Source organism: Pseudomonas sp. P129, from assembly GCF_020312195.1.
Taxonomy (GTDB): Bacteria; Pseudomonadota; Gammaproteobacteria; order Pseudomonadales; family Pseudomonadaceae; genus Aquipseudomonas; species Aquipseudomonas fragariae.
Genome location: NZ_JAGPYS010000001.1, coordinates 942284 through 962755 on the forward strand (window position 1 = coordinate 942284; position 20472 = coordinate 962755).

The 20472-nt window shown below is 57.8% G+C and carries 20 protein-coding genes; 9 read left to right on the top strand and 11 right to left on the bottom strand.

Going from position 1 to position 20472, the window contains the following annotated elements; all coding sequences use genetic code 11:
* Positions 1–76: 76 nt before the first annotated feature.
* Together KBY02_RS04125 and KBY02_RS04130 are read left to right on the top strand one after the other, a co-directional pair.
* A complete protein-coding gene (locus tag KBY02_RS04125; protein WP_003402519.1) occupies positions 77–808 on the top strand; it encodes a hypothetical protein in 732 nt (243 codons plus the stop codon).
* A gap of 692 nt (positions 809–1500) precedes the next feature.
* Positions 1501–2370, top strand: a complete 870-nt coding sequence (locus KBY02_RS04130; protein ID WP_011268633.1) for a hypothetical protein — start codon at positions 1501–1503, stop codon at positions 2368–2370.
* Positions 2371–2374: 4 nt separating this feature from the next.
* On the opposite strand, the gene KBY02_RS04135 is transcribed toward KBY02_RS04130, so the two are convergent.
* From KBY02_RS04135 to KBY02_RS04160, 6 genes are all read right to left on the bottom strand, one after another.
* On the bottom strand, positions 2375–3451 hold the full coding sequence (locus KBY02_RS04135) for a diguanylate cyclase (RefSeq protein WP_011268632.1): 1077 nt from the start codon (positions 3449–3451) through the stop codon (positions 2375–2377).
* 300 nt (positions 3452–3751) lie between these two features.
* On the bottom strand, positions 3752–4954 hold the full coding sequence (locus KBY02_RS04140) for an MFS transporter (RefSeq protein WP_024650560.1): 1203 nt from the start codon (positions 4952–4954) through the stop codon (positions 3752–3754).
* Between the two features lie 203 nt (positions 4955–5157).
* Positions 5158–5748 carry a polyribonucleotide nucleotidyltransferase gene (locus KBY02_RS04145; protein WP_024659541.1) on the bottom strand — a complete coding sequence of 197 codons (591 nt, stop codon included), beginning with the start codon at positions 5746–5748 and terminating at the stop codon, positions 5158–5160.
* A 134-nt stretch (positions 5749–5882) separates the two neighbouring features.
* The gene (locus KBY02_RS04150; RefSeq protein WP_003402525.1) at positions 5883–6695 is read right to left on the bottom strand and encodes a VacJ family lipoprotein; all 813 of its coding nucleotides are present in this window, start codon (positions 6693–6695) and stop codon (positions 5883–5885) included.
* On the bottom strand, positions 6688–7986 hold the full coding sequence (locus KBY02_RS04155) for a serine protein kinase PrkA (protein WP_011268631.1): 1299 nt from the start codon (positions 7984–7986) through the stop codon (positions 6688–6690). The genes KBY02_RS04150 and KBY02_RS04155 overlap by 8 nt, the downstream gene beginning before the upstream one ends.
* 902 nt (positions 7987–8888) lie before the next feature.
* On the bottom strand, positions 8889–9125 hold the full coding sequence (locus tag KBY02_RS04160; RefSeq protein WP_003402529.1) for a hypothetical protein: 237 nt from the start codon (positions 9123–9125) through the stop codon (positions 8889–8891).
* Positions 9126–9165: 40 nt separating this feature from the next.
* Between KBY02_RS04160 and KBY02_RS04165 the strand changes: the two genes are divergently transcribed.
* From KBY02_RS04165 to KBY02_RS04175, 3 genes are all read left to right on the top strand, one after another.
* Positions 9166–10020 carry a glycine betaine ABC transporter substrate-binding protein gene (locus tag KBY02_RS04165; protein ID WP_011268630.1) on the top strand — a complete coding sequence of 285 codons (855 nt, stop codon included), beginning with the start codon at positions 9166–9168 and terminating at the stop codon, positions 10018–10020.
* 234 nt (positions 10021–10254) lie between these two features.
* Positions 10255–10566: a DUF485 domain-containing protein gene (locus KBY02_RS04170; RefSeq protein WP_003314526.1), complete on the top strand. Its 312-nt coding sequence runs from the start codon at positions 10255–10257 to the stop codon at positions 10564–10566.
* Positions 10563–12221: a cation acetate symporter gene (locus KBY02_RS04175; RefSeq protein ID WP_003402531.1), complete on the top strand. Its 1659-nt coding sequence runs from the start codon at positions 10563–10565 to the stop codon at positions 12219–12221. Before KBY02_RS04170 ends, KBY02_RS04175 begins: the two co-directional genes overlap by 4 nt.
* A 118-nt stretch (positions 12222–12339) precedes the next feature.
* On the opposite strand, the gene KBY02_RS04180 is transcribed toward KBY02_RS04175, so the two are convergent.
* Positions 12340–12498, bottom strand: coding sequence for a DUF3309 family protein (locus KBY02_RS04180; protein WP_002552554.1), 159 nt, complete (start codon positions 12496–12498; stop codon positions 12340–12342).
* 316 nt (positions 12499–12814) lie between these two features.
* On the opposite strand from KBY02_RS04180, the gene KBY02_RS04185 reads away from it, so the two are divergent.
* From KBY02_RS04185 to csrA, 4 genes are all read left to right on the top strand, one after another.
* The gene (locus KBY02_RS04185) at positions 12815–13192 is read left to right on the top strand and encodes a DUF2784 domain-containing protein (protein WP_024640797.1); all 378 of its coding nucleotides are present in this window, start codon (positions 12815–12817) and stop codon (positions 13190–13192) included.
* Between the two features lie 102 nt (positions 13193–13294).
* Positions 13295–14110, top strand: coding sequence for an SDR family oxidoreductase (locus KBY02_RS04190; RefSeq protein ID WP_060405798.1), 816 nt, complete (start codon positions 13295–13297; stop codon positions 14108–14110).
* 416 nt (positions 14111–14526) lie between these two features.
* A complete protein-coding gene (locus KBY02_RS04195) occupies positions 14527–14859 on the top strand; it encodes a YnfA family protein (RefSeq protein WP_060406653.1) in 333 nt (110 codons plus the stop codon).
* 170 nt (positions 14860–15029) lie between these two features.
* A complete protein-coding gene (gene csrA / locus KBY02_RS04200) occupies positions 15030–15224 on the top strand; it encodes a carbon storage regulator CsrA (protein ID WP_225649879.1) in 195 nt (64 codons plus the stop codon).
* Between the two features lie 56 nt (positions 15225–15280).
* On the opposite strand, the gene KBY02_RS04205 is transcribed toward csrA, so the two are convergent.
* From KBY02_RS04205 to KBY02_RS04220, 4 genes are all read right to left on the bottom strand, one after another.
* Entirely contained in the window at positions 15281–15508 is a 228-nt protein-coding gene (locus tag KBY02_RS04205; RefSeq protein ID WP_003314533.1) for a YheU family protein, read from the bottom strand.
* Between the two features lie 67 nt (positions 15509–15575).
* Positions 15576–16772 carry an osmoprotectant NAGGN system M42 family peptidase gene (locus KBY02_RS04210; protein WP_003402538.1) on the bottom strand — a complete coding sequence of 399 codons (1197 nt, stop codon included), beginning with the start codon at positions 16770–16772 and terminating at the stop codon, positions 15576–15578.
* Positions 16773–16851: 79 nt separating this feature from the next.
* Entirely contained in the window at positions 16852–18600 is a 1749-nt protein-coding gene (ngg, locus tag KBY02_RS04215) for an N-acetylglutaminylglutamine synthetase (protein ID WP_032653461.1), read from the bottom strand.
* 3 nt (positions 18601–18603) lie between these two features.
* On the bottom strand, positions 18604–20376 hold the full coding sequence (locus tag KBY02_RS04220; RefSeq protein ID WP_003402540.1) for an N-acetylglutaminylglutamine amidotransferase: 1773 nt from the start codon (positions 20374–20376) through the stop codon (positions 18604–18606).
* Positions 20377–20472: the final 96 nt, after the last annotated feature.

The following is a 20472-nucleotide window of genomic DNA, read 5'->3' on the forward strand; positions in this document are numbered from 1 at the left end:
TCCTGGCTGGCTGCAGAAAGGAATATCCGAAGCCTGCTCGCACGACGAACTGTAAACAATAAAAAAGGAGCCACTCATGACTGTTTGTTTTGTTCGGGGCGAGTCAGGTGCCGACGTGTCGTTGCGGCTGGATCCGCAGCGGCCCGGTTTTAATATGACAACAAACTTCCATCATCTGGCAACCCGGCAGTCCGCGCTTTCGGTGGCGCAACTGGCCGAGCAACAGGCAAAGCTGTCCGGCCCCGTTGGCCTGTTTGCCAAACTCTGTCGGCAGCTTCGTTCGCATGGGCGTCAGTCACCCTTACTCGAAGACATTGCCCGGCTTGAGGGCCGCAAGCGTCAATGGCTGGCCGAGCGCGCCGTACAATTCGCACTGGGCCTGCACGGCCGTCGGCCAGAAGTCGAGAACCCGTTCAAAGGCCTGGTGCGCGAAGACCTGTGCTGCATCGTGTTCGATGACCCCTCAACGCACACGCTGGTCGAGCGTTATACCGCCAGCGAAGCGCTGCGGGCTCAGGACAGTGAGTACTTCGTCAAACTCATTGCCACCACGCGCAACACCGTCGAGCGGCGAATCGTCTTCCATGGTCTGCTCGAACACTTCGACCGATTACTGCCCATTGAGAAGAGCATCTATCCGCTCAACTATCGCGCTGTCCAGCAAGCGCACCTCGATAATGAGGAAGCCCTCTATGGAGCACTGATGATGGAGCAGCCCATCGGTACATTGCTTGAGATGCATACGCCTGAGTGGCTGTTGAATAACCTGTCCTCGTTTGAACTTTCCATTGATCAAGCGTGTGGCTAAGCAGGTGTTGGAAGCGGGTGTTGATCCTCTCGGCTGATAGGGTTTTACAAGCGGTTCAGGTTTTTTCTAACAAAACACGTTCAAGCTCAGTGCGCGTCAGCGCGTCCGGCGAATGATACGAAATAGCAGCTCGTGCAAACGTTTCAAGCCTGGGGCTTTTGCACGGCCGATGAATTTTATTTATAAATATTGGAGTAACACCTATGAAAAAAATAACACCTTTGGTTTTCTTGTTAGTGTCGGCTGCCAGCCAGGCGGCCGACTATTCGGTGACGACTACCAGAACCCCGACGTTTATCAATGGGCCTGCTCACAGTGCGTTTTCCCGACACCAGTTGAGATTGGCTGATTACCCCCGCGGCGCGGCTAACAACTCTCGGTTGCAAAAGATTTCCTGGACCGCGACTACCTTTCCGGAAAGCGTGAACGAACGCGCAAATCTTTGTTTCAGGAGAGGCGGTGTACATGATTCTGATTGTATCTCTATAACGCCAGGCGTGCCTGGCAGTACTGAGAGATTCAACAGTCTTGGTTTTAGCTATGCCTCCGACGTCATGATCAGGCACAGCGCTGAAAGTGGACCTTGGCAAAGCAAGCCTGCCGGGCCAGAAACAGTCACCTTTCATTTAACGTACTGATTGTTAATCCCTGGCGATAACCGTCAGGGATCTTTCGGGGTAGGAGCCAACGTCATGCGAGTCATAAGTTCCGGAGCAGATGCACTGATAGCCGCGCAACAACTTGATGATAAAAGAGCAGCAAAGACCATATCCTCAATTGCCAATCCCCCCCTTCGATCAACCTCTCCAGACTCTGCGGTGACCATCAGCGGCCAGGCCCTCCTGAAACACAGGGTATTTGGGGTCGCGGACTCTGGTCGTTCTGCGCCCATGCTCGGGAAAGCCGAATGTGGAATGTCCATGCCCGAGGCGTTTTTTTTAACCCGGGATGATCGCAGGCTGCTGGGTGATGTTTATGAATGGGCAAGCGCTCAGGGAGCTGATCTGGGCTATGTTGATGATCTGGCTTTTGGACTGGCCTCATATAGAGAGAAAGATGATGGAAGAATATGGGGCCGCCAGAACCAGGGCAAAACATATGACCTCGAAGGCCACAAGGTTTTCTACAGTTTTACCGAGCCGCACGCGGCCACCGCCAAGCGTATTACCGAGAGCGATGGGCTAAAAACAACACGGCTGGACCAGGGGTTTGTTCGCTTCATCACTGACAAGGACTACGGCTCCATAGGGCACAATAATTTTGAGTTCATGGAAAAAGTCATCAACCGGTTTTCAACGGCGGGGGAAAGAGACGAGCAACTGGGGGCAGATTTCACTACCTATAAAAGCCAGAAGAGTGACTACATAAGGACGCTGTCCAAGGAAACGTACACTCCCGGCGAAGGAGACTCTCGAGAAACGCCATCCGTAAAAAAAGCCACCAAACCCAAGGAAATAACCCTGGAAAGCCTGCGTAACGACATGCGCGAGACGTTCCTGAAAGCGATGGGGGTCAAGAGTCTCTCATCCCTGTTCGACATGCTGTTCAAGGACAGGCGTTGACAGGTCAGGCCTGTGCGCCAAGCGACTGGAGTTCTGGCGGCGCATCCTGAGGGCTGGCGACGCGGTTGCGGCCTGTGCTTTTGGCCAGATACAGCGCCTTGTCTGCTTCATGCAGCCACGACGAGGCATCCGGCATTTCAGGAGAATAGGCGGCAATACCGATACTGAGACTGACCTTGAGATCGCAATGCAGGGTATAGGTCATTTCGTCTATCGCCAGACGCAGGCGCTCGAGGATTTCCTTTGCCTGAAGCAAGCTGGTGTCGGGCAGAATGACGCAGAACTCATCGCCGCCACAACGCCCGATCAGGTCGGAATCACGCAGGTTTTCGATCAGTGCTTCGCTGATACTCTGCAGCACCGTGTCGCCCATCAGGTGGCCATATGTGTCGTTGATGACCTTGAAGTGATCGATATCGATCAGCGCGATGACGCATTCCTGATACGCGTTCTGGCTACTGGCGTACTCCAGATCAAGCAGGTCCTTCCACGCACCATGATTGAGCAGGCCGGTGAGGCTGTCGGTGCGGCTGACCTTGCGCAGGATGTTGCGGTGTTCCCATAGCTTGAGTGTGACCTGATGGCTCAGCCAGCCAATGAAGATAGGGTAGGTCACCAGTACCGGAAGGCAGGCGTAGATCTGCGCCATGTTGCCATGCAGATTGACGACAGGGTCGAGCGCGGCCAGCGAAATCAGCACGCCCAGTGCCTGCATGCACAGGCCTTGCAGCATCAGCCGTGGCCCGGCGGCGGCCATGTTATGCATGGCCATCATGGCGAGGACCGTGACCCCGGGAACGGCGCTGAAACCCATCGCGCCAATCCAGAAACCGCCCATCATCGAATCGAACAGCAGATTGCGCCATTCAGCCTGGTAGGGCTCGCGTGACGTTCTTGCGAGCTGATAAGCAACATGTGGCCATACCAGACTGTAGAGCAGTGCCAACAACCACGCCCAGTGTGCTGTGTTCACGTAATACAAAGAAACAGCGACCGTCACAAAGCCAACGCTGACACCGAAGCATCTCGGGGCGTAGATCCGCTTGGCGAATGCCATCCCTCGGCGGTGATAGGTGCTCATAGATTCTTACCGGACATTACTTTCGAATCGGTCGGAAATCGACGCCGCGTGACCGAAAGGCTGGAGTTTGAGCGTTCACTAGTGGCAAGGAAAGAGTATTTTGCCGAGGGGTGTCAAATAACCACATATTAATGAAAGGTCACTGTTTGGAAGTCAATTAAATGACATAAACAGTGCTAAAACCCGTTCAAAAATATGACGAAACTTACAATCTAATACACCGTGAATAACCGGGGGCAGGGTGTCTGGTTGTTGGCAGACACACTGCCCGGCGAATTCAGTAAAGCGACGGTCAGGCGGTTACAACGGTGCCCTGTTTTTCTGCATGCTGGTCATCCATGCAACGCCGATGGACAGCAGCGCAACAACAGCGGCGACATACCCTACGGCACCCAGGCCCAGGTGCTCGATGGTAAGGCCTCCGATGATCGATCCCAGGCCGATGCCGGCATTGGCTGCCGAGACATTCAGGGTCCCGGCCAGTGCCTGGGCCTGAGGCGCTGCTTTCATCACCCTGATCTGGCAGATCGGAAACAACGCCGTGTGCGCAATGCCCCAAATCACCAGTACCACGGCAAGCAGCGGCATGGAGCCTGCGGCGGGTACGCTTGCGGTCATGCCCAGTGCGAGCAGCAGCGCAAACGCCATGGTCGAGCCGAGCGGGCTGCGGTCCACATAACGTCCACCCAGGGCATTGCCGATCAGGCCTACCGCGCCGAAGCCCATCAACCACCAACCCACGTGAGCCGATTCGATGCCCGCGATGCGTTCCAGCGTATCAGCCAGATAGGTATAGGCGCCGAACATGGCCGTGAACAGCAGGATGGACAGCAGCAGGTTGGCGAGGAAAAACGGATCCCGAAGAATTTTTGCCTGCTCCGCGAGGCCGACCTTTGCGGTAGGTTCGATACGCGGCATCGACAGTGCCAGCAACAAAGCCATCAACGCTGACAGCAACGTCAGAGCCCAGAATGCCCCGCGCCAACCCACGGCATCGGCGAATACCGTACCCAGCGGGATACCGAACAGCATGGCAGCCGAGATACCGAGGTAGACCTGCGCAACGGCCTTGCCAGCGCGCTTCGGTCCGGCCAGCAGGCTTGCCGTTTCACTGGCGGTGCCCCAGAACACTGGCAAGGCCAGTGCCGGAATGAACCGTGCCAGCGCCAGCACCCAGATATTGCTCGATACCGCCGCCAGTGCGTTGGAGGCGGCAAAGATCAGCAGAATGACGATGAACGTGCGCTTGCGGTCCAGGTGCGAAAGCATGGCCGTCAGCGGTGGGCCAAAGAGCATCACCGTGAAGGCGAACAGCGTCACCAGCAAACCGGCAGTAGAGATGGAGATTCCCAGATCACGGGCCATCGAAGGCAACAGACCGATGATGAGAAATTCAGTGGTGACGATCACGAAGCCGGCCAGGGCCAGAATCGCGATGGACAAGCCGGCGCCGGTCGAGCTTGCGCTGCGAGCGCCGGAGGCAGTGGTTTCCAGAGAAGGCATAGTGCAGACCCATTAAAAATAAGTCCGCCAGCTTATTGCAGAAATGAGCTTGTATCTTTGCCAAGTTTTCCCTTTATTGTGGACTGGAATTCACTAATTGGAATTTCGTCTGCGTCCTGTCCAGGGTCCGGCCTTGGGCGAGCGAATTTCCGGCGTGTTGCGGGCGGATTGAGTCGCATCGGACCGGCTGACCGGTCCGCAGATCATTGGCCGATAACGGTCTTCACCAGCGCGGCGTGCTCTTTCGGATTCTTTGCATTGGAGACCACGTTCAGCACGGCTGCGCGAGTACCCGATGCCGCGATGATCGACGTGCTCAGCACCTGAGCGTCGCTCATGGTCGCCGAGGTATCCAGCTGGCGCACACCAAGACCGTTCTTCTTGACGATCTTCTTGTCACCCAGCTTTTTGAAATCCTTGTAGCCGGTACTCTGCTGGGCAAGGATGCCGGTGACCAGCCCATCAAGTACTGCGCCATCGTTATCGCTGGCCTGCACGCCCATTGGCATCGGCGTTTCGGTAACGATCAACACGCGCTTTTCAGCCGCATTGGTGTAAAGCGACCCCGTCACACCCTGAGCCTTGGCCTTTGCGTCAATCTCGGGCATCTCGCCTTGTACGTAGCCCGCAGGAATGGTGAAGGCCAGTTTGCCGCCCAGCAGTGAAGCGTTTTGCACCGCAGCAGCGGCGGGCGCGGCGGCCTGCGGCTTGGTGGCAGCCTGAACGCTGACCATGCTCTGGCACGCTGCCAGTGCGATACACACAACGATTGTCTTGAAACCGAAAGAGCGCATGGAAATTCCTTTTTGTCTGTTAATGACGCAGGCGTTTGCGCCTGAGGCATGTGATTAACCAGGCAGGTAAAAGTGCCCATAAAAAAACGACCAGCCCGATCACTCCGGCTGGCCGTCGTTTTACTGCGTTACGCTTATTCGGCGATCTGCAGCTTGCGCGACTCGGTGTAGACGTAGCGCACTTTTTCATACTCGAACGGCGAGTTGAGCTGGCCGTAACGGAAGCTGGTGACGTAACGGCGGTCAATGGCACGCAACACGGTGATTTCCGGATGGTCGCTGCTGACTTCGGCCACGTTGAGGAAGTTGATCTGGTTTTCAGCCGTGTAATCGAACAGCATGCCGCCGGTGTCACGCAGGTTCGATGGACCGAACAATGGCAACACCAGATAAGGCCCGGACGGCACACCGTAGAAGCCCAGCGTCTGGCCGAAGTCTTCGCTCTGGCGCGGCAGGCCCATCATGGTCGCCGGGTCCCACAGACCGGCGATGCCGATGGTGGTGTTGAGCAGCAGACGGCCAGTGGTGTCCAGCGAGCGCTCGCCCTTGAACTGCAGCAGGCTGTTCAGCAGGTTGGAGACGTCGCCCAGGTTGCTGAAAAAGTTGCTCACACCGCTGCGCACGAAGCCAGGGGTGATGTAGCGGTAGCCGTCCACGACCGGCAGGAATACCCATTCATCGAAACGGTAGTTGAAGTGGTAGACCCGGCGGTTCCAGGATTCCAGCGGATCATAGACTTCCAGTGCGTTGATGGAGGCGCGCTCGAACTCACGCTGATCCAGCCCCGGGTTGAATTGCAGCGACTTCAGCGGCTGGGTAAAGCCGTCAGCATCGGTCTGACGGGCCACCGTGGCCGGGTGCTGAGCCTTGTTGCTGGTATCCGCGTCAGCGGCCTGGACTGTGCCGGCACAGAGCAGAGCGGCAAGAAGTAAAAGACGTTTAGCCACGGAAAAACTCCAGCATGGCGTCGGTGTTGACGCGGTAATTAAGGTTGCCGCAATGCCCGCCGTACGGGTAAACGGTCAGGCGATCGCCAAAGGTCTTGCGCAGGAAGCCGAGGTCCCCCGATCCCAGGATCACGTCGTCAGCGTTGTGCATGACGGCAATCTTGGTGTTGCTGTGCAGGTAGTCCTTGAGTGCATAGAGGCTGACCTGGTCGACCAGTTGCAGAAGGCTACCGCCGTCGGTGCGCGCGCGCCACATAGGGATGACCTGTTCGGTCAGGTAGCAATCGAAGTCGCACTGCAGGGCACGCTTGAGGAACGGCGTCAAGCTGGTGCCTTCGGTGATCGGGAATTTCGGTGGTGTAATCAGGCCACGACGGTTGATCAGGTCGGAGGTGAACGCGATATCAGCCGACGAGAAGCGGAACGAGGTACCGATCAGCATCGCCATCTGTTCATTGGTCAGGTGCTGCTTGGACTGCTGGAAGTCGAACAGCAGTGCATCGTTGAGGTCGATGTAGCCCTTTTGGCGGAAGTAGCGGGTCAGCTTGGCCAGCACCAGTTCATAGAACGTGGTGGTGTTGTTGATACCCTTGACGTTGGTCTGCACCAGTTTGTCGAGGTTGCTGATTGAGGTGTAGAGATTGACCGGCGGGTTGAGCAGCAGGACTTTCTTGAAGTTGAAGCTGCGGCGGGTTTCATCCAGTTTGCTGACGAATGCAGCATTCAGTGCCCCAAGGCTGTAACCGGTCAGGTAATAGTCGGTTACCGGCAGTTGCGCCTGCTGAGCCCGAATGGCCTGCATGACGCGATAAATGTCTTCTGCGTCGTCGGTGGAGACACCAGGAGTCGCAAAGCGCGAGGCCGAGGTCATGAAGTCATAGCTGGTGGGCGAAGACAGCTGTACGACGTGGTAGCCCGCGCCGTAATAGAGCTTTTTCAGGAATTCATTGATCGTGCTGTTATACGGCGCGCCGGTGCCGGCGATCAGGAAGATCAGCGGGGCAGCGTGGTCCTGCTTGGCCAGGCGATAGTGCAACTTCTTCACCGCCCAGAAGTTGTCGGGCAGGGTGAACTCGCGCTCGGGATGCAGGTTCAGGGTGTAGACATCCTGATCGATATCTTCATCGTCAGGCAGGTCGGGGCGCAGAGCGGGCGGTGTGGTCGCAATGGTCGCTTCGAACGGATTAGTCAGCGGGTAGCCATAGGTGGCGGAGTCGACGTTGGTTGCCAGAGCGGACGCACTTAAACACAAGCCACCTATAACAGTGGCGAGGCGCAGAAAACGGAGCATGACTAAATCCCTTGGGAAAGAAGTGCTGATGAAATACGCAGGCTATGACCAAGGTGTAGTGCCAAAGTGCCCCATCCACTGGTTAATCCTGTAAATATGACGGAACAATACACGTTCTTTGGATTTTGCAATGCAGATATGCGGTTTATTTTTGCGTGACTAGCGTATTTGCTGCCCCGGCGCGACGTTTGCACTGCTGGTAAAGGTTGGCAGACCATGGCCTGGAGGCGGATTTTCCGGCTCGCGGAAAGCACAAAGGAGAGCCGTAGCTCTCCTCCAATGTGGTTCACGTGCTCTTTTTATTGTTATAGGGCGGCCTGTTATTGTTGTTGGCGACCAGTCCCTTTACAGCGTTGTTGTGCGACCCCTATCGGGGTCAAGAGCAAACGTATTTTTTTGAGCGCTGATTCGCTTTAATCACCTGCCTGCACAACAGCGTGATCCCACCGGTTCTGGAGCTACCTGACGGTAGTTTTATTGTTCTCGGTCCGGTCGCGAGGCCTTTCATTGAAAGGGCTCTGTAAAGCTGATCCACTCCAAAAAAATCTGTTAGCTGCGCCTCTGTCCGTTTTGTTCTTGTTGTGTCAGAGCCGTTACGTCTTGTTTTTATTGGTTTGCCGCATCATTTGTTGTTTTTGTTGTACCAGAGATATAGCAGGACCCGTGCCAGTTTTTTAAAATTCTTTAAAATCAGTAAGTTGCGGATTCTGATGATTGTTGGGTGGTCATGGAGCCGGAAAAAATGTTTCCGTGTTACCCGTTCGCGTCGGTGATCCTGAAGCTGCGGTAACACATCGTGTTTCCTTCGAAACATGAGCCAGAGTGGTGCGCTGCAGTTCTCTACCGTCTATACGACGTTGGTATGGGGAAGGGGGCTCGCCCATAGGCATGAAGCAGCGTCCTCAGCTGTTGATGGCCGGATCAAGGCGTTTTTCGGGGCGCGTTGTCGTTGATGGCTCGTTGTTGTCGTTTCCCATTGCCCCAGTGTCGCAGACAGAGCATGCCTGCCTGTTCCGCAGGTCGATGATCAGGGTGGCGTTGCGGTGCGTTTGACTGCGCGTGGCAGCGATAAAAACGTGCAAGGCGCCGCGTGCCCCAAGGTCGGGCGCGAGGGCGGTCTGGAGAACAACGTTAACCATGTTCCGACAACCGTCGGTGCAGACTTCCGGGGAAGCGACAATGATGATGCGAAAAATACTGGGGGCGGGTGCCGCTCTGGTACTTGCGGTCAGCTCCACGCTGGCGATTGCCGAAACCAAGACCCTGACCATTGGCTATGTGGAAGGCTGGTCCGACAGTGTCGCCACCACCTTCGTGGCTTCCGAGGTGATCAAGCAAAAGCTTGGCTATGACGTCAAGTTGCAGTCTGTCGCTGCAGGGATCATGTGGCAGGCGGTGGCAACCGACAAGCTGGACCTGATGCTGTCTGCGTGGCTTCCGGGCACGCATGGCGAGTACTACGCCAAGTACAAGGATCAGGTCGTCAACTACGGCCCCAACTTCAAGGACGCCAAGATTGGCTTGATCGTGCCTGAGTACGTCAAGGCCAAAACCATCGAAGACCTGAAGACTGATGCCTCCTTCAACAAGAAGATCACCGGGATCGATGCGGGCTCGGGCGTGATGCTCAAGACCGATCAGGCCATCAAGGACTACGGTCTGGACGGCTATAAGCTGCAGGCGAGCTCCGGCGCAGGCATGATCGCCGAGCTGACCCGCGCAGAGAAGGCGAAGAAATCCATCGTGGTTACCGGCTGGGTGCCGCACTGGATGTTCGCCAAGTGGAAACTGCGTTTCCTGGACGACCCGAAAGGTGTCTATGGCGAGGCTGAAACCGTCGACAACGTTGCCAGCCTGGGGCTGGAGAAAAAAGCGCCTGAGGTCGTGGCCTTCCTGAAAAAATTCCAGTGGGCATCCAAGGACGAAATCGGTGAAGTGATGCTGGCGATTCAGGACGGTGCCAAACCTGAAGCGGCAGCAAAGGACTGGGTCGCCAAGCACCCGGATCGCGTTGCTGCATGGACTGCCAAATAGTCGCAAAGTGTCTGAACAGCCCTTCTCAAGGCCGTCTGGTGTTGTCGCCAGACGGCCTTTCGTTTTTCCGCTCCGAAGTATTTTCCGTGCGACCGACTGCCGGCGGGTCCAGGCCGTGCGAGAAGAGGTATCTACAGCTAATGTCGTTCTAATACTAAGGTCGTCTGGAGTGCGCGCCGGACCCGACTAAAGTGCGTTACGTGACATCTCATCTGTGCTGCGAGGACAAAAACAATGAACGACAGCATTTACCTCTCGATTCAAAACAGCCCCCGTTTCAAGGAGCTGGTCTCCAAAAGAGAGCGTTTCGCCTGGATTCTCTCGGCGATCATGCTTGGCCTGTATGCGGCCTTTATTCTTTTGATCGCTTACGGACCCCATATTCTGGGGGCCAAACTAAGTCCCACTTCGACCATTACCTGGGGAATGCCGATAGGCGTCGGGCTGATCCTTTCCGCGTTCATATTGACGGCCATCTATGTTCGCCGTGCCAACGGTGAATTCGATGACCTGAACAACGCGATCCTCAAGGAGGCTCAGCAATGATCCGGCGCCTATCAGCAGCACTTGGCCTGGCCGCCTTCGCGCCGACCCTCTGGGCGGCAGACGCGTTGACGGGTGCAGTGCAGAAACAACCCCTGAACGTCGCCGCGATCGTCATGTTCGTGGTCTTCGTCGCTTTCACGCTGTACATCACCTACTGGGCATCGAAAAAGAACAAGACAGCGTCGGACTATTACTCGGCAGGTGGCAAGATCACCGGCTTCCAGAACGGTCTGGCGATCGCCGGTGACTACATGTCGGCAGCGTCCTTTCTGGGTATTTCCGCGCTGGTCTACACCTCCGGCTACGATGGCCTGATCTACTCGATCGGCTTCCTGGTAGGCTGGCCGATCATCCTGTTCCTGATCGCCGAACGCCTGCGCAACCTGGGTAAATACACCTTTGCCGATGTGGCGTCGTACCGCCTCAAGCAAAAGGAAATTCGCACCCTGTCTGCCTGCGGCTCGCTGGTGGTGGTGGCGTTTTACCTGATTGCGCAGATGGTCGGTGCCGGCAAGCTGATCCAGTTGCTGTTCGGTCTGGACTACGCCGTTGCGGTGGTGCTGGTCGGTATCCTGATGTGCCTCTATGTGCTGTTCGGCGGCATGCTCGCTACCACCTGGGTGCAGATCATCAAGGCGGTGATGTTGCTGTCCGGTGCGTCGTTCATGGCATTGATGGTCATGAAGCACGTCAACTTCGACTTCAACATGCTGTTCTCCGAAGCGATCAAGGTTCACCCAAAAGGTGAAGCGATCATGAGCCCTGGCGGGCTGGTGAAAGACCCTATCTCGGCGTTCTCGCTGGGTCTGGCCCTGATGTTCGGTACTGCGGGCCTGCCACACATCCTGATGCGCTTCTTCACCGTGAGCGATGCCAAGGAAGCGCGCAAGTCGGTGCTCTACGCAACCGGCTTTATCGGTTACTTCTACATCCTGACCTTCATCATCGGTTTCGGCGCGATCCTGCTGGTCAGCACCAATCCGGCGTTCAAGGATGCAGCAGGCGCCTTGTTGGGCGGTAACAACATGGCTGCGGTTCATCTGGCCGATGCGGTCGGTGGCAGTCTGTTCCTGGGCTTCATCTCGGCAGTCGCTTTCGCCACCATTCTGGCAGTGGTTGCCGGTCTGACCCTGGCGGGTGCTTCGGCGGTTTCCCACGACTTGTATGCCAGCGTCATCAAGGCAGGCAAAGCCAACGAGAAGGACGAGATCCGTATCTCGAAAATCACCACCATTGCCTTGGCGGTCGTGGCGATCTTTCTGGGTATTGCCTTTGAAAGCCAGAACATCGCCTTCATGGTGGGCCTGGCGTTCTCGGTCGCGGCAAGCTGCAACTTCCCGATTCTGCTGCTTTCCATGTACTGGAAAAACCTGACCACCCGTGGCGCCATGATCGGCGGCTGGATGGGCCTGATCAGTGCAGTGGTGCTGATGGTGCTCGGTCCGACCATCTGGGTGCAGATCCTGCACCACGAGAAAGCCATTTTCCCTTACGAATACCCGGCGCTGTTTTCCATCGCCATCGCCTTCGTAGGTATCTGGTTCTTCTCCATCACCGACAAGTCGAAAGCGGCGGAGGGCGAGCGCGCTCTGTTCTATCCGCAATTCGTCCGCTCGCAGACGGGGCTGGGTGCCAGTGGTGCGGTTTCGCACTAAGGTACCGGTGTTGTGAACGAAGCAGCCTTCGGGCTGCTTTTTCATGGGCGATAAAAAACCCCGCTTGAAAAAGCGGGGTTTTTTATTGGCTACATGCGCTGCTGCGTGGAGCAGCAGATCATATCTTGCCGAGCAACACCAGAATCAGCAGGATCACCAGGATCGTACCGATGATGCCCGACGGACCGTAGCCCCAGCTGCGCGAGTGCGGGAATACTGGCAAACCGCCAACTAGCAGCAGAATCAGAACGATGATAAGAATAGTGCCGATGCCCATGGTGAGTTCCCTCTTTACAGTAGTGTTAATTAACAGATGCCGTTAAAACGTCACGCCAGACGGTATGAAGTTTGCCTGCTTGACTCATCGGACTCTGGGTGCTGGAGAAAGGTTCGATCTATTTTAAATAATTTCTTACATTTCTAAAAAACATTGAAAATCAGCATCTTGTCGTATTTTTGTCTGACAATAACTTGGCCCGTTTTAACCTGATGGGTTTGAATCGGTCTTAAAAACAATTGAACTAAAGGCCCTGGAAAGTCTCGGCGCGATGTGAACTTTCGACCTGAGGCATGGGCCACAAGAGGACACAATGATGGTTTATCGAGTGGCGGCGGATGCCGTGGTCGTGTTTCATCTACTGTTCATTGTGTTCGTCCTGTTCGGCGGACTGCTGGTATTGAGAAGGCCCTGGCTGGCGCTGCTGCACGTTCCAGCGGCGGCCTGGGGGACTGCGGTCGAGTTTCTGCATCTGTATTGCCCGCTGACACCGCTGGAAAACACCCTGCGCAGCAACGCTGGAGGGCAGGGCTATAGCGGGGGCTTCGTTGAGCATTATCTGCTCCCGCTGATTTACCCGGCCGGGCTTACGCCGGGCATACAGCTTTGGCTGGGCGGCATCGTCGTGCTGCTCAATGTGTCGGTATATGGCCTGTTGCTGGTGCGCTATGTGGCCCGGTCCAGGCGTTCATAGGGCTGCGGTTTGCTCCAGGCATTCAGCGTCTTGATGGTGGGTTTGTGGTGCTTCTACTGTGATTACACTCAGGCAACTCCTGCACATCACAAGGCACTCGCTATGCAAAACCGCATCATGATTACTGGCGCCGGCTCAGGTCTGGGTCGTGAAATTGCACTGCGCTGGGCACGCGAAGGGTGGCGGCTGGCACTTTCGGACATCAACGATGCCGGCTTGCAGGAGACCCTTGCACGGGTACGCGAGGCGGGGGGGGACGGCTTCGTGCAGCGTTGCGACGTTCGCGATTACAGCCAGCTCACCGCGTTTGCCCAAGCGTGCGAACAGCGCTTTGGCGGCATCGACATCATCGTCAACAATGCGGGGGTGGCCTCGGGGGGCTTTTTCAACGAATTGTCGCTGGAGGACTGGGACTGGCAGATCGCGATCAACCTGATGGGGGTGGTCAAGGGCTGCAAGGCGTTCCTGCCTATGCTGCTGGCCAGCAATGGCAGGATCATCAACATCGCCTCGATGGCAGCGCTGATGCAGGCGCCGGCGATGAGCAATTACAACGTCGCCAAGGCCGGGGTCGTCGCGCTTTCCGAGAGCCTGCTGGTCGAACTGCATGATCAGGGGGTTGGTGTTCATGTGGTCTGCCCGTCGTTCTTTCAGACCAACCTGCTGGATTCCTTCCGCGGCCCCACGCCCGCGATGAAGGCGCAGATCGGCAGGTTGCTGGAGAAGTCGCCGATCACCGCCGGGGATATCGCCGACTGCATCTTCAGGCAGGTTGGCGAAGGCGAATTCATGATCCTGCCTCACGAAGAAGGCCGCATGGCCTGGGAAATGAAACGCAAGCAGCCACAGGCGATGTATGACGAAATGACTGTCATGTGCGCCAAGATGCGCGCGAAGGCGCAGACGGGGCATGCCTGACTAACCCGGAAGCGCTGCGTCCTCTTGCGACGCAGAGCGTCGTGACCTGCATTCCCACGCTGGAGCGTGAGGAACGATAACCTCAACTATCGTGCTGAAGCTCTGCGTCGGTCTGCACGGATGATCCGATTATCGTGCGACGCTCCGCGTCGTCATGCCTTTCTGGACGCTCCGCGTCCTCTTTGCGACGCAGAGCGTCGCGACCTGCATTCCCACGCTGGAGCGTGAGGAACGATAATCGCGACTATCGTGCGACGCAGAGCGTCGTGACCTGCATTCCCACGCTGGAGCGTGCGGAATGATAACCTCAACTATCGTGCCGCGCTCCGCGTCCTCTTGGGTGGTATCAAGGTCATGACCACACTGTTTTCTGATAGGGTTGCGCGCATCTTGCAGCCCTGACCTGAGAACCTTTCATGCTCAATTACCTGTGGTTTTTCCTCGCTGCTCTGTTCGAGATATTCGGTTGCTATGCCTTCTGGCTGTGGTTACGTCAGGGCAAGAGCGCGCTGTGGGTGATTCCTGCGCTTGTCAGCCTGACGGTGTTTGCACTGTTGCTGACACGTGTGGAGGCGGCTTATGCGGGCCGAGCCTATGCGGCGTATGGCGGGATCTACATTGCTGCTTCGATTGCCTGGCTGGGGCTGGTCGAGCGAGTCAGGCCGCTGGGCACGGACTGGCTGGGTCTGGCGTTCTGCGTCATCGGTGCGATCATCATTCTGCTGGGGCCGCGTTGGTCCGCCGCTTGATTAACCACTGCCGCGAACGATATTTCCCACGGATTTGGCTGGAAAGTAAGACGTTTCCTTCAGTCTTTTCCGGTGCTGTTGCAGGACGTTACTGATTTGCCATCAGCGCATTGAAGCGCCGTGTTTCGCCATGCACCCTGCCTCTTTTGCGCAACGCAAGGGTGGGAAAAATGCTGGTACTGACGCGGGAAATTGGCGAAACGTTTTCCATTGGTGATGACATCACGGTGCAGATTCTGGGGATCAACGGCAATCAGGTCAGGCTCGGGATGAATGCCCCGAAAGACGTCAAGGTTCACCGCGCTGAAGTCTACAAGCGAATCGCCAGGACGCTTGCGCAACAGGCAACAACGCCGCTTCGGTGAGCGGCGTGGTCAGCAGGCGACGTTGTGGGCAAATGACCTGACTCGGCCTTTGGAGGCTATTCGAAAAACTCCTTCGGCACGTCGTGCTTGAGCATCAGCTGACACTGCTGGCTCTCAAGGTCGAAAAAGATCACCGCCTGGCCCTTGGTCAACGCATGACGCACGCGCAGTACCCGGGTTTGCAGCGGTGTTTCGTCGCCATTATCGGTGCCCTCACGGGTGACGAAATCCTCGATCAGGCGAGTGAGGGTGTCAGGTTCCAGTTGGTCGTAGGGGATCAGCATGGCGGTTCTCGTGTCGATGAGCGGCGATAATAGAACTGCGGTGCCACGCACCGCAATTCACAGGGCCTCAGCTCTCTTCGCGATTCTGCCCGATCAGGCTGTCGACCGGTGGCACGCGGGTATCGGATTCCATCTGCGCATCGTGCTCGATCTGATGGCTGAAGCGCTCCAGCGAGCTCTGCGCCGGTTTGGCATCGCTGGCGAATACCGGTGGGCTGAGTATGTAGGCACCCAGCAACTTGCTTAGCGCTGCCAGACTGTCGATATGCGTGCGCTCGTAGCCATGCGTCGCGTCACAGCCGAAGGCCAGCAGGGCGGTGCGGATGTCATGCCCCGAAGTCACGGCCGAGTGCGCATCACTGTAGTAATAGCGGAACAGGTCACGACGCACCGGCAACTCGTTTTCCACACCCAGCCGCAGCAGATGGCGGGACAGGTGGTAGTCGTAAGGACCGCCCGAGTCCTGCATCGCCACGCTGACGGCGTGTTCGCTGGAGTGCTGACCTGGCGCAACCGGCGCGATGTCGATGCCGACGAACTCGCTCACGTCCCAAGGCAGCACGCCAGCCGCGCCCGTACCGGTTTCTTCGGTGATGGTGAACAGCGGGTGACAGTCGATCAACGGCTCGGCACCGCTGTCGACAATGGATTTCAGGGCGGCGAGCAGTGCCGCGACACCAGCCTTGTCATCCAGGTGGCGGGCACTGATGTGTCCGCTCTCGGTGAATTCAGGCAGAGGGTCGAAGGCGACGAAGTCACCGATGCCGATACCCAGCGATTCGCAGTCGGCGCGGGTGGTGCAATAGGCATCCAGGCGCAGCTCGACGTGGTCCCAACTGATCGGCATTTCATCCACGGCGGTGTTGAACGCGTGACCGGAAGCCATCAGCGGCAAAACGCTGCCACGGATCACGCCGGTGTCGGTGAACACGCTGACCCGGCTGCCTTCGGCAAAGCGGCTCGACCAGCAGCCGACCGCAGCCAGTGACAGGCGGCCGTTTTCTTTGACTTCCCGAACGCTGGCACCGATGGTGTCCAGGTGCGCCGATACGGCGCGATCGGGGCTGTTCTGCTTGCCCTTCAGGGTGGCGCGGATCGTGCCGCGGCGGGTCAGTTCGAACGGAATGCCCAGCTCTTCGAGACGCTCGGCCACGTAACGCACAATAGTGTCGGTGAAGCCGGTAGGGCTTGGGATCGCGAGCATTTCCAACAGAACTTTCTGCAGGTATTTCAGATCCGGATCGGGGATATTTGCAGGGGTCATGGATGCTCCTTATGGAACAGTTGCAAGCCACGGGCTGCAAAGGCTGATACGCCATTTGCAGCCGTGCCCGCAGCTGCGATCAGATATGCACAGGCAGGCTATGCGGAAACAACAGATCGACGAAACGTTCGGCGGTGGGTTGTGGTTCGTGATTGGCAAGGCCTACGCGTTCATTGGCTTCGATGAACACGTAGTCAGGCTGGTCGGCAGCCGGCACCATCAGGTCCAGACCTACGACCGGGATGTCCAGCGCCCGCGCGGCACGCACCGCTGCGTCGTGGAGCACCGGGTGCAGAATAGCCGTGACATCTTCCAGGCAGCCGCCAGTATGCAGATTGGCAGCACGACGTACGGCCAGGCGCTGATCCATCGGCAGAATATCGGCGTAGTCAAAGCCGGCCTCGCGCACCGTGCGCTCGGTTTCCTGATCCATCGGAATACGGCTTTCGCCATCCGTTGCCGCGGCGCGGCGTCGGCTCTGCGCTTCGATCAACTGTTTGATGGTGTGGCGACCATCACCAATGATTTCAGCCGGGCGACGTATCGCCGCCGCCACGACCTGAAAGCCGATCACCACGATGCGCAGGTCCAGACCTTCGTGAAAGCTTTCCAGAATTACGCGAGTGTCGAACTGGCGGGCCTGTTCGATGGCGCTCTGCACGTCTTCAATGGTGCGCAGATCAACCGCGACGCCCTGACCTTGCTCACCGTCCAGCGGCTTGACCACGATTTGCCCGTGCGCTTCGAGAAACGCCAGATTATCGTCTGCGTTGCCTGCCCTTTGCTGTGCGGGCAGGCGCAGGCCGGCGGCCTTCAGGGCACGATGGGTCAGGCTCTTGTCCTGACACAGGGTCATGCTCACCGCGCTGGTCAGATCGCTCAACGACTCGCGGCAGCGGATGCGACGACCGCCATAGCTGAGGGTGAACAGCCCGGCATCGGCATCATCCACCTGCACGTCAATGCCGCGCCGATGGGCTTCCTCGACAATGATCCGCGCATAAGGATTGAAGTCTGCCTGCGGGCCTGGGCCGAGAAACAATGACTCGTTGATGCCGTTCTTGCGCTTGATGGCGAAGGTCGGCAGGTTGCGAAAATTCAATTTGGCGTACAGCGCCTTGGCCTGATCGTTGTCATGCAGCACCGACAGGTCGAGGTAGCTCAGGCCGCGACTCATGAAATGCTCGATCAGGTGCCGGACCAGCACTTCGCCGACACCCGGCCGCGTGCATTGCGGGTCAACCGCCAGGCACCAGAGGCTGCTGCCTTTTTCCGGATCATTGAAGGCCTTCTGGTGGTTGAGGCCCATGACGCTGCCGATGATCGTCTTGCTGCCCTCGTCCTCGGCCACCCAGTACACCGGGCCACCCTCATGGCGCGGGGTCAGCAGCTCGGGGTCGATGGGCAACATGCCGCGTGCCAGGTACAGGTTGTTGATGGCCTGCCAGTCGTTCTCATTATGCGCACGGCGGATACGGTAGCCGCGAAACACACGGTGCGCCGGGCGGTAATCGCTGAACCACAGACGCAGCGTGTCCGACGGGTCGAGAAACAACTGCTGCGGCGATTGCGCCAACACCTGTTGCGGGGCTGCCACATACAGGGCGATGTCGCGCTCGCCGGGTTTTTCGTTGAGCAGGTCCTGAGCCAGTGCGGCCGGATCAGGGTAGGTGTGACCGATCAGCAAGCGTCCCCAGCCACAATGCAGCGCCAGAGGGTCTGCATCTATCTGGCTGCCGTCTTCAGCGAGTCGCGCCTGCAGACGTTCGTACGAGGGCGACTGGCCGCGCAACAGGCGCTGGCTATAAGTCGTCGCGTTCTGTTTCATCGATCACAGTCCCTGTTCGCTGAGCCACAGGTTCAGCGCTGCCAGTTGCCACAGCTTGGAGCCGCGCAATGGCGTGAGCTGGCCTTCGGGGTTGGTCAGCAACTTGTCGACCATGGCAGGGTTGAACAGGCCGCGGTCCTGACTGGAGTCGGTCAGCAGCTCGCGCACCCAGTTAAGCGTGTCGCCCTGCAAGTGTTTGAGGCCAGGCACCGGGAAGTAGCCTTTTTTGCGGTCGATCACTTCCGAAGGAATGACCATGCGTGCGGCTTCTTTCAGCACCTGTTTGCCACCGTCGGGCAGCTTGAATTTACCCGGAATGCGAGCCGACAGTTCGACCAGACGATAGTCCAGGAACGGCGTGCGCGCTTCCAGGCCCCAGGCCATGGTCATGTTGTCGACACGCTTGACCGGGTCATCGACCAGCATCACCGTGCTGTCCAGACGCAACGCCTTGTCGACAGCAGCGCTGGCGCCTGGCTGGGCAAAGTGATCGCGAACGAAATCACCGGCTGCGTCGTTGGCAGTGCGCCACTTCGGCTGCACGGTCTCGGCGTATTCCGCGTAGCTGCGGTCGACGAATGCATCACGGTAGGCGGCAACCGGATCGCTCGCGCCGTCGACTTGCGGGTACCAGTGGTAACCGGCGAACAGTTCGTCAGCGCCCTGGCCGCTCTGTACCACCTTGCAGTGCTTCGATACTTCACGCGACAGCAGGTAGAAGGCGATGCAGTCGTGGCTGACCATCGGTTCGCTCATGGCGCGGAACGCCGCAGGCAACTGCTCGATGATCTCGCGTTCCTGAATACGCAACTGGTGATGGCGCGTGCCGTAATGCTTGGCGATCAGGTCGGAATACTGAAATTCATCACCGCGCTCGCCGCCGGCATCCTGAAAACCGATAGAAAAGGTCGACAGGTCCTCGACGCCCACTTCGCGCAACAGACCGACCAGCATGCTCGAGTCGACGCCGCCGGACAGCAGCACACCGACGTCCACTGCAGCACGCTGGCGGATCGCTACCGCTTCACGCGTGCTGTCCAGTACGCGGTCGCGCCAGTCTTCGAGGGTGAGGTTTTTCTCGTCTTCGTGCGGGCCGTAGGGCAGGGTCCACCAGACTTTCTGTTCGACCTTGCCGCTGGCGTCGATACGCATCCAGCTGGCTGGCGGAAGTTTTTCGACGCCGGCCAGCAGGGTGCGCGGCGCAGGCACTACCGCATGGAAGTTGAGGTAGTGGTTGAGCGCCACCGGATCAAGCATCCCGCTGATGTCACCACCCTTGAGCAGGGCAGGCAGCGAGGACGCGAAGCGCAGGCGCTTGTCGGTTTTCGACAGGTACAACGGCTTGACGCCGAGGCGGTCACGGGCGATGAACAGCTGCTTGCTGTCACGTTCCCAGATGGCAAAGGCGAACATGCCATTGAGCTTGGGCAGCATGTCTGCGCCCCAGGCGTGATAGCCCTTGAGCAACACTTCGGTGTCACCGCCGGAATGGAACTGATAGCCAAGGCTTTCCAACTCGGCACGCAGTTCCGGGAAGTTGTAGATCGCACCGTTGAAGGCCAGGGACAGGCCCAGATTGCTGTCGATCATCGGCTGCGCCGAGCCGTCCGACAGGTCCATGATTTTCAGGCGACGATGACCAAGGGCAACCGGCCCCTGGCTATGAAACCCCCACGCATCCGGGCCGCGAGGCGCCAGCTCATGGGTAATGCGTTCAACAGCGGCTAAGTCCGCTGGTTGATGGTCGAAACGTAATTCACCTGCTAATCCGCACATAAGTCCTTACCGGGTTTCCGTTGGGGAGGTGACTGAGAAAGTGCAGTCACCCAGAAACTGACCCAGTGAGGGCATGGTAGTTTTAGATCAAAAAGT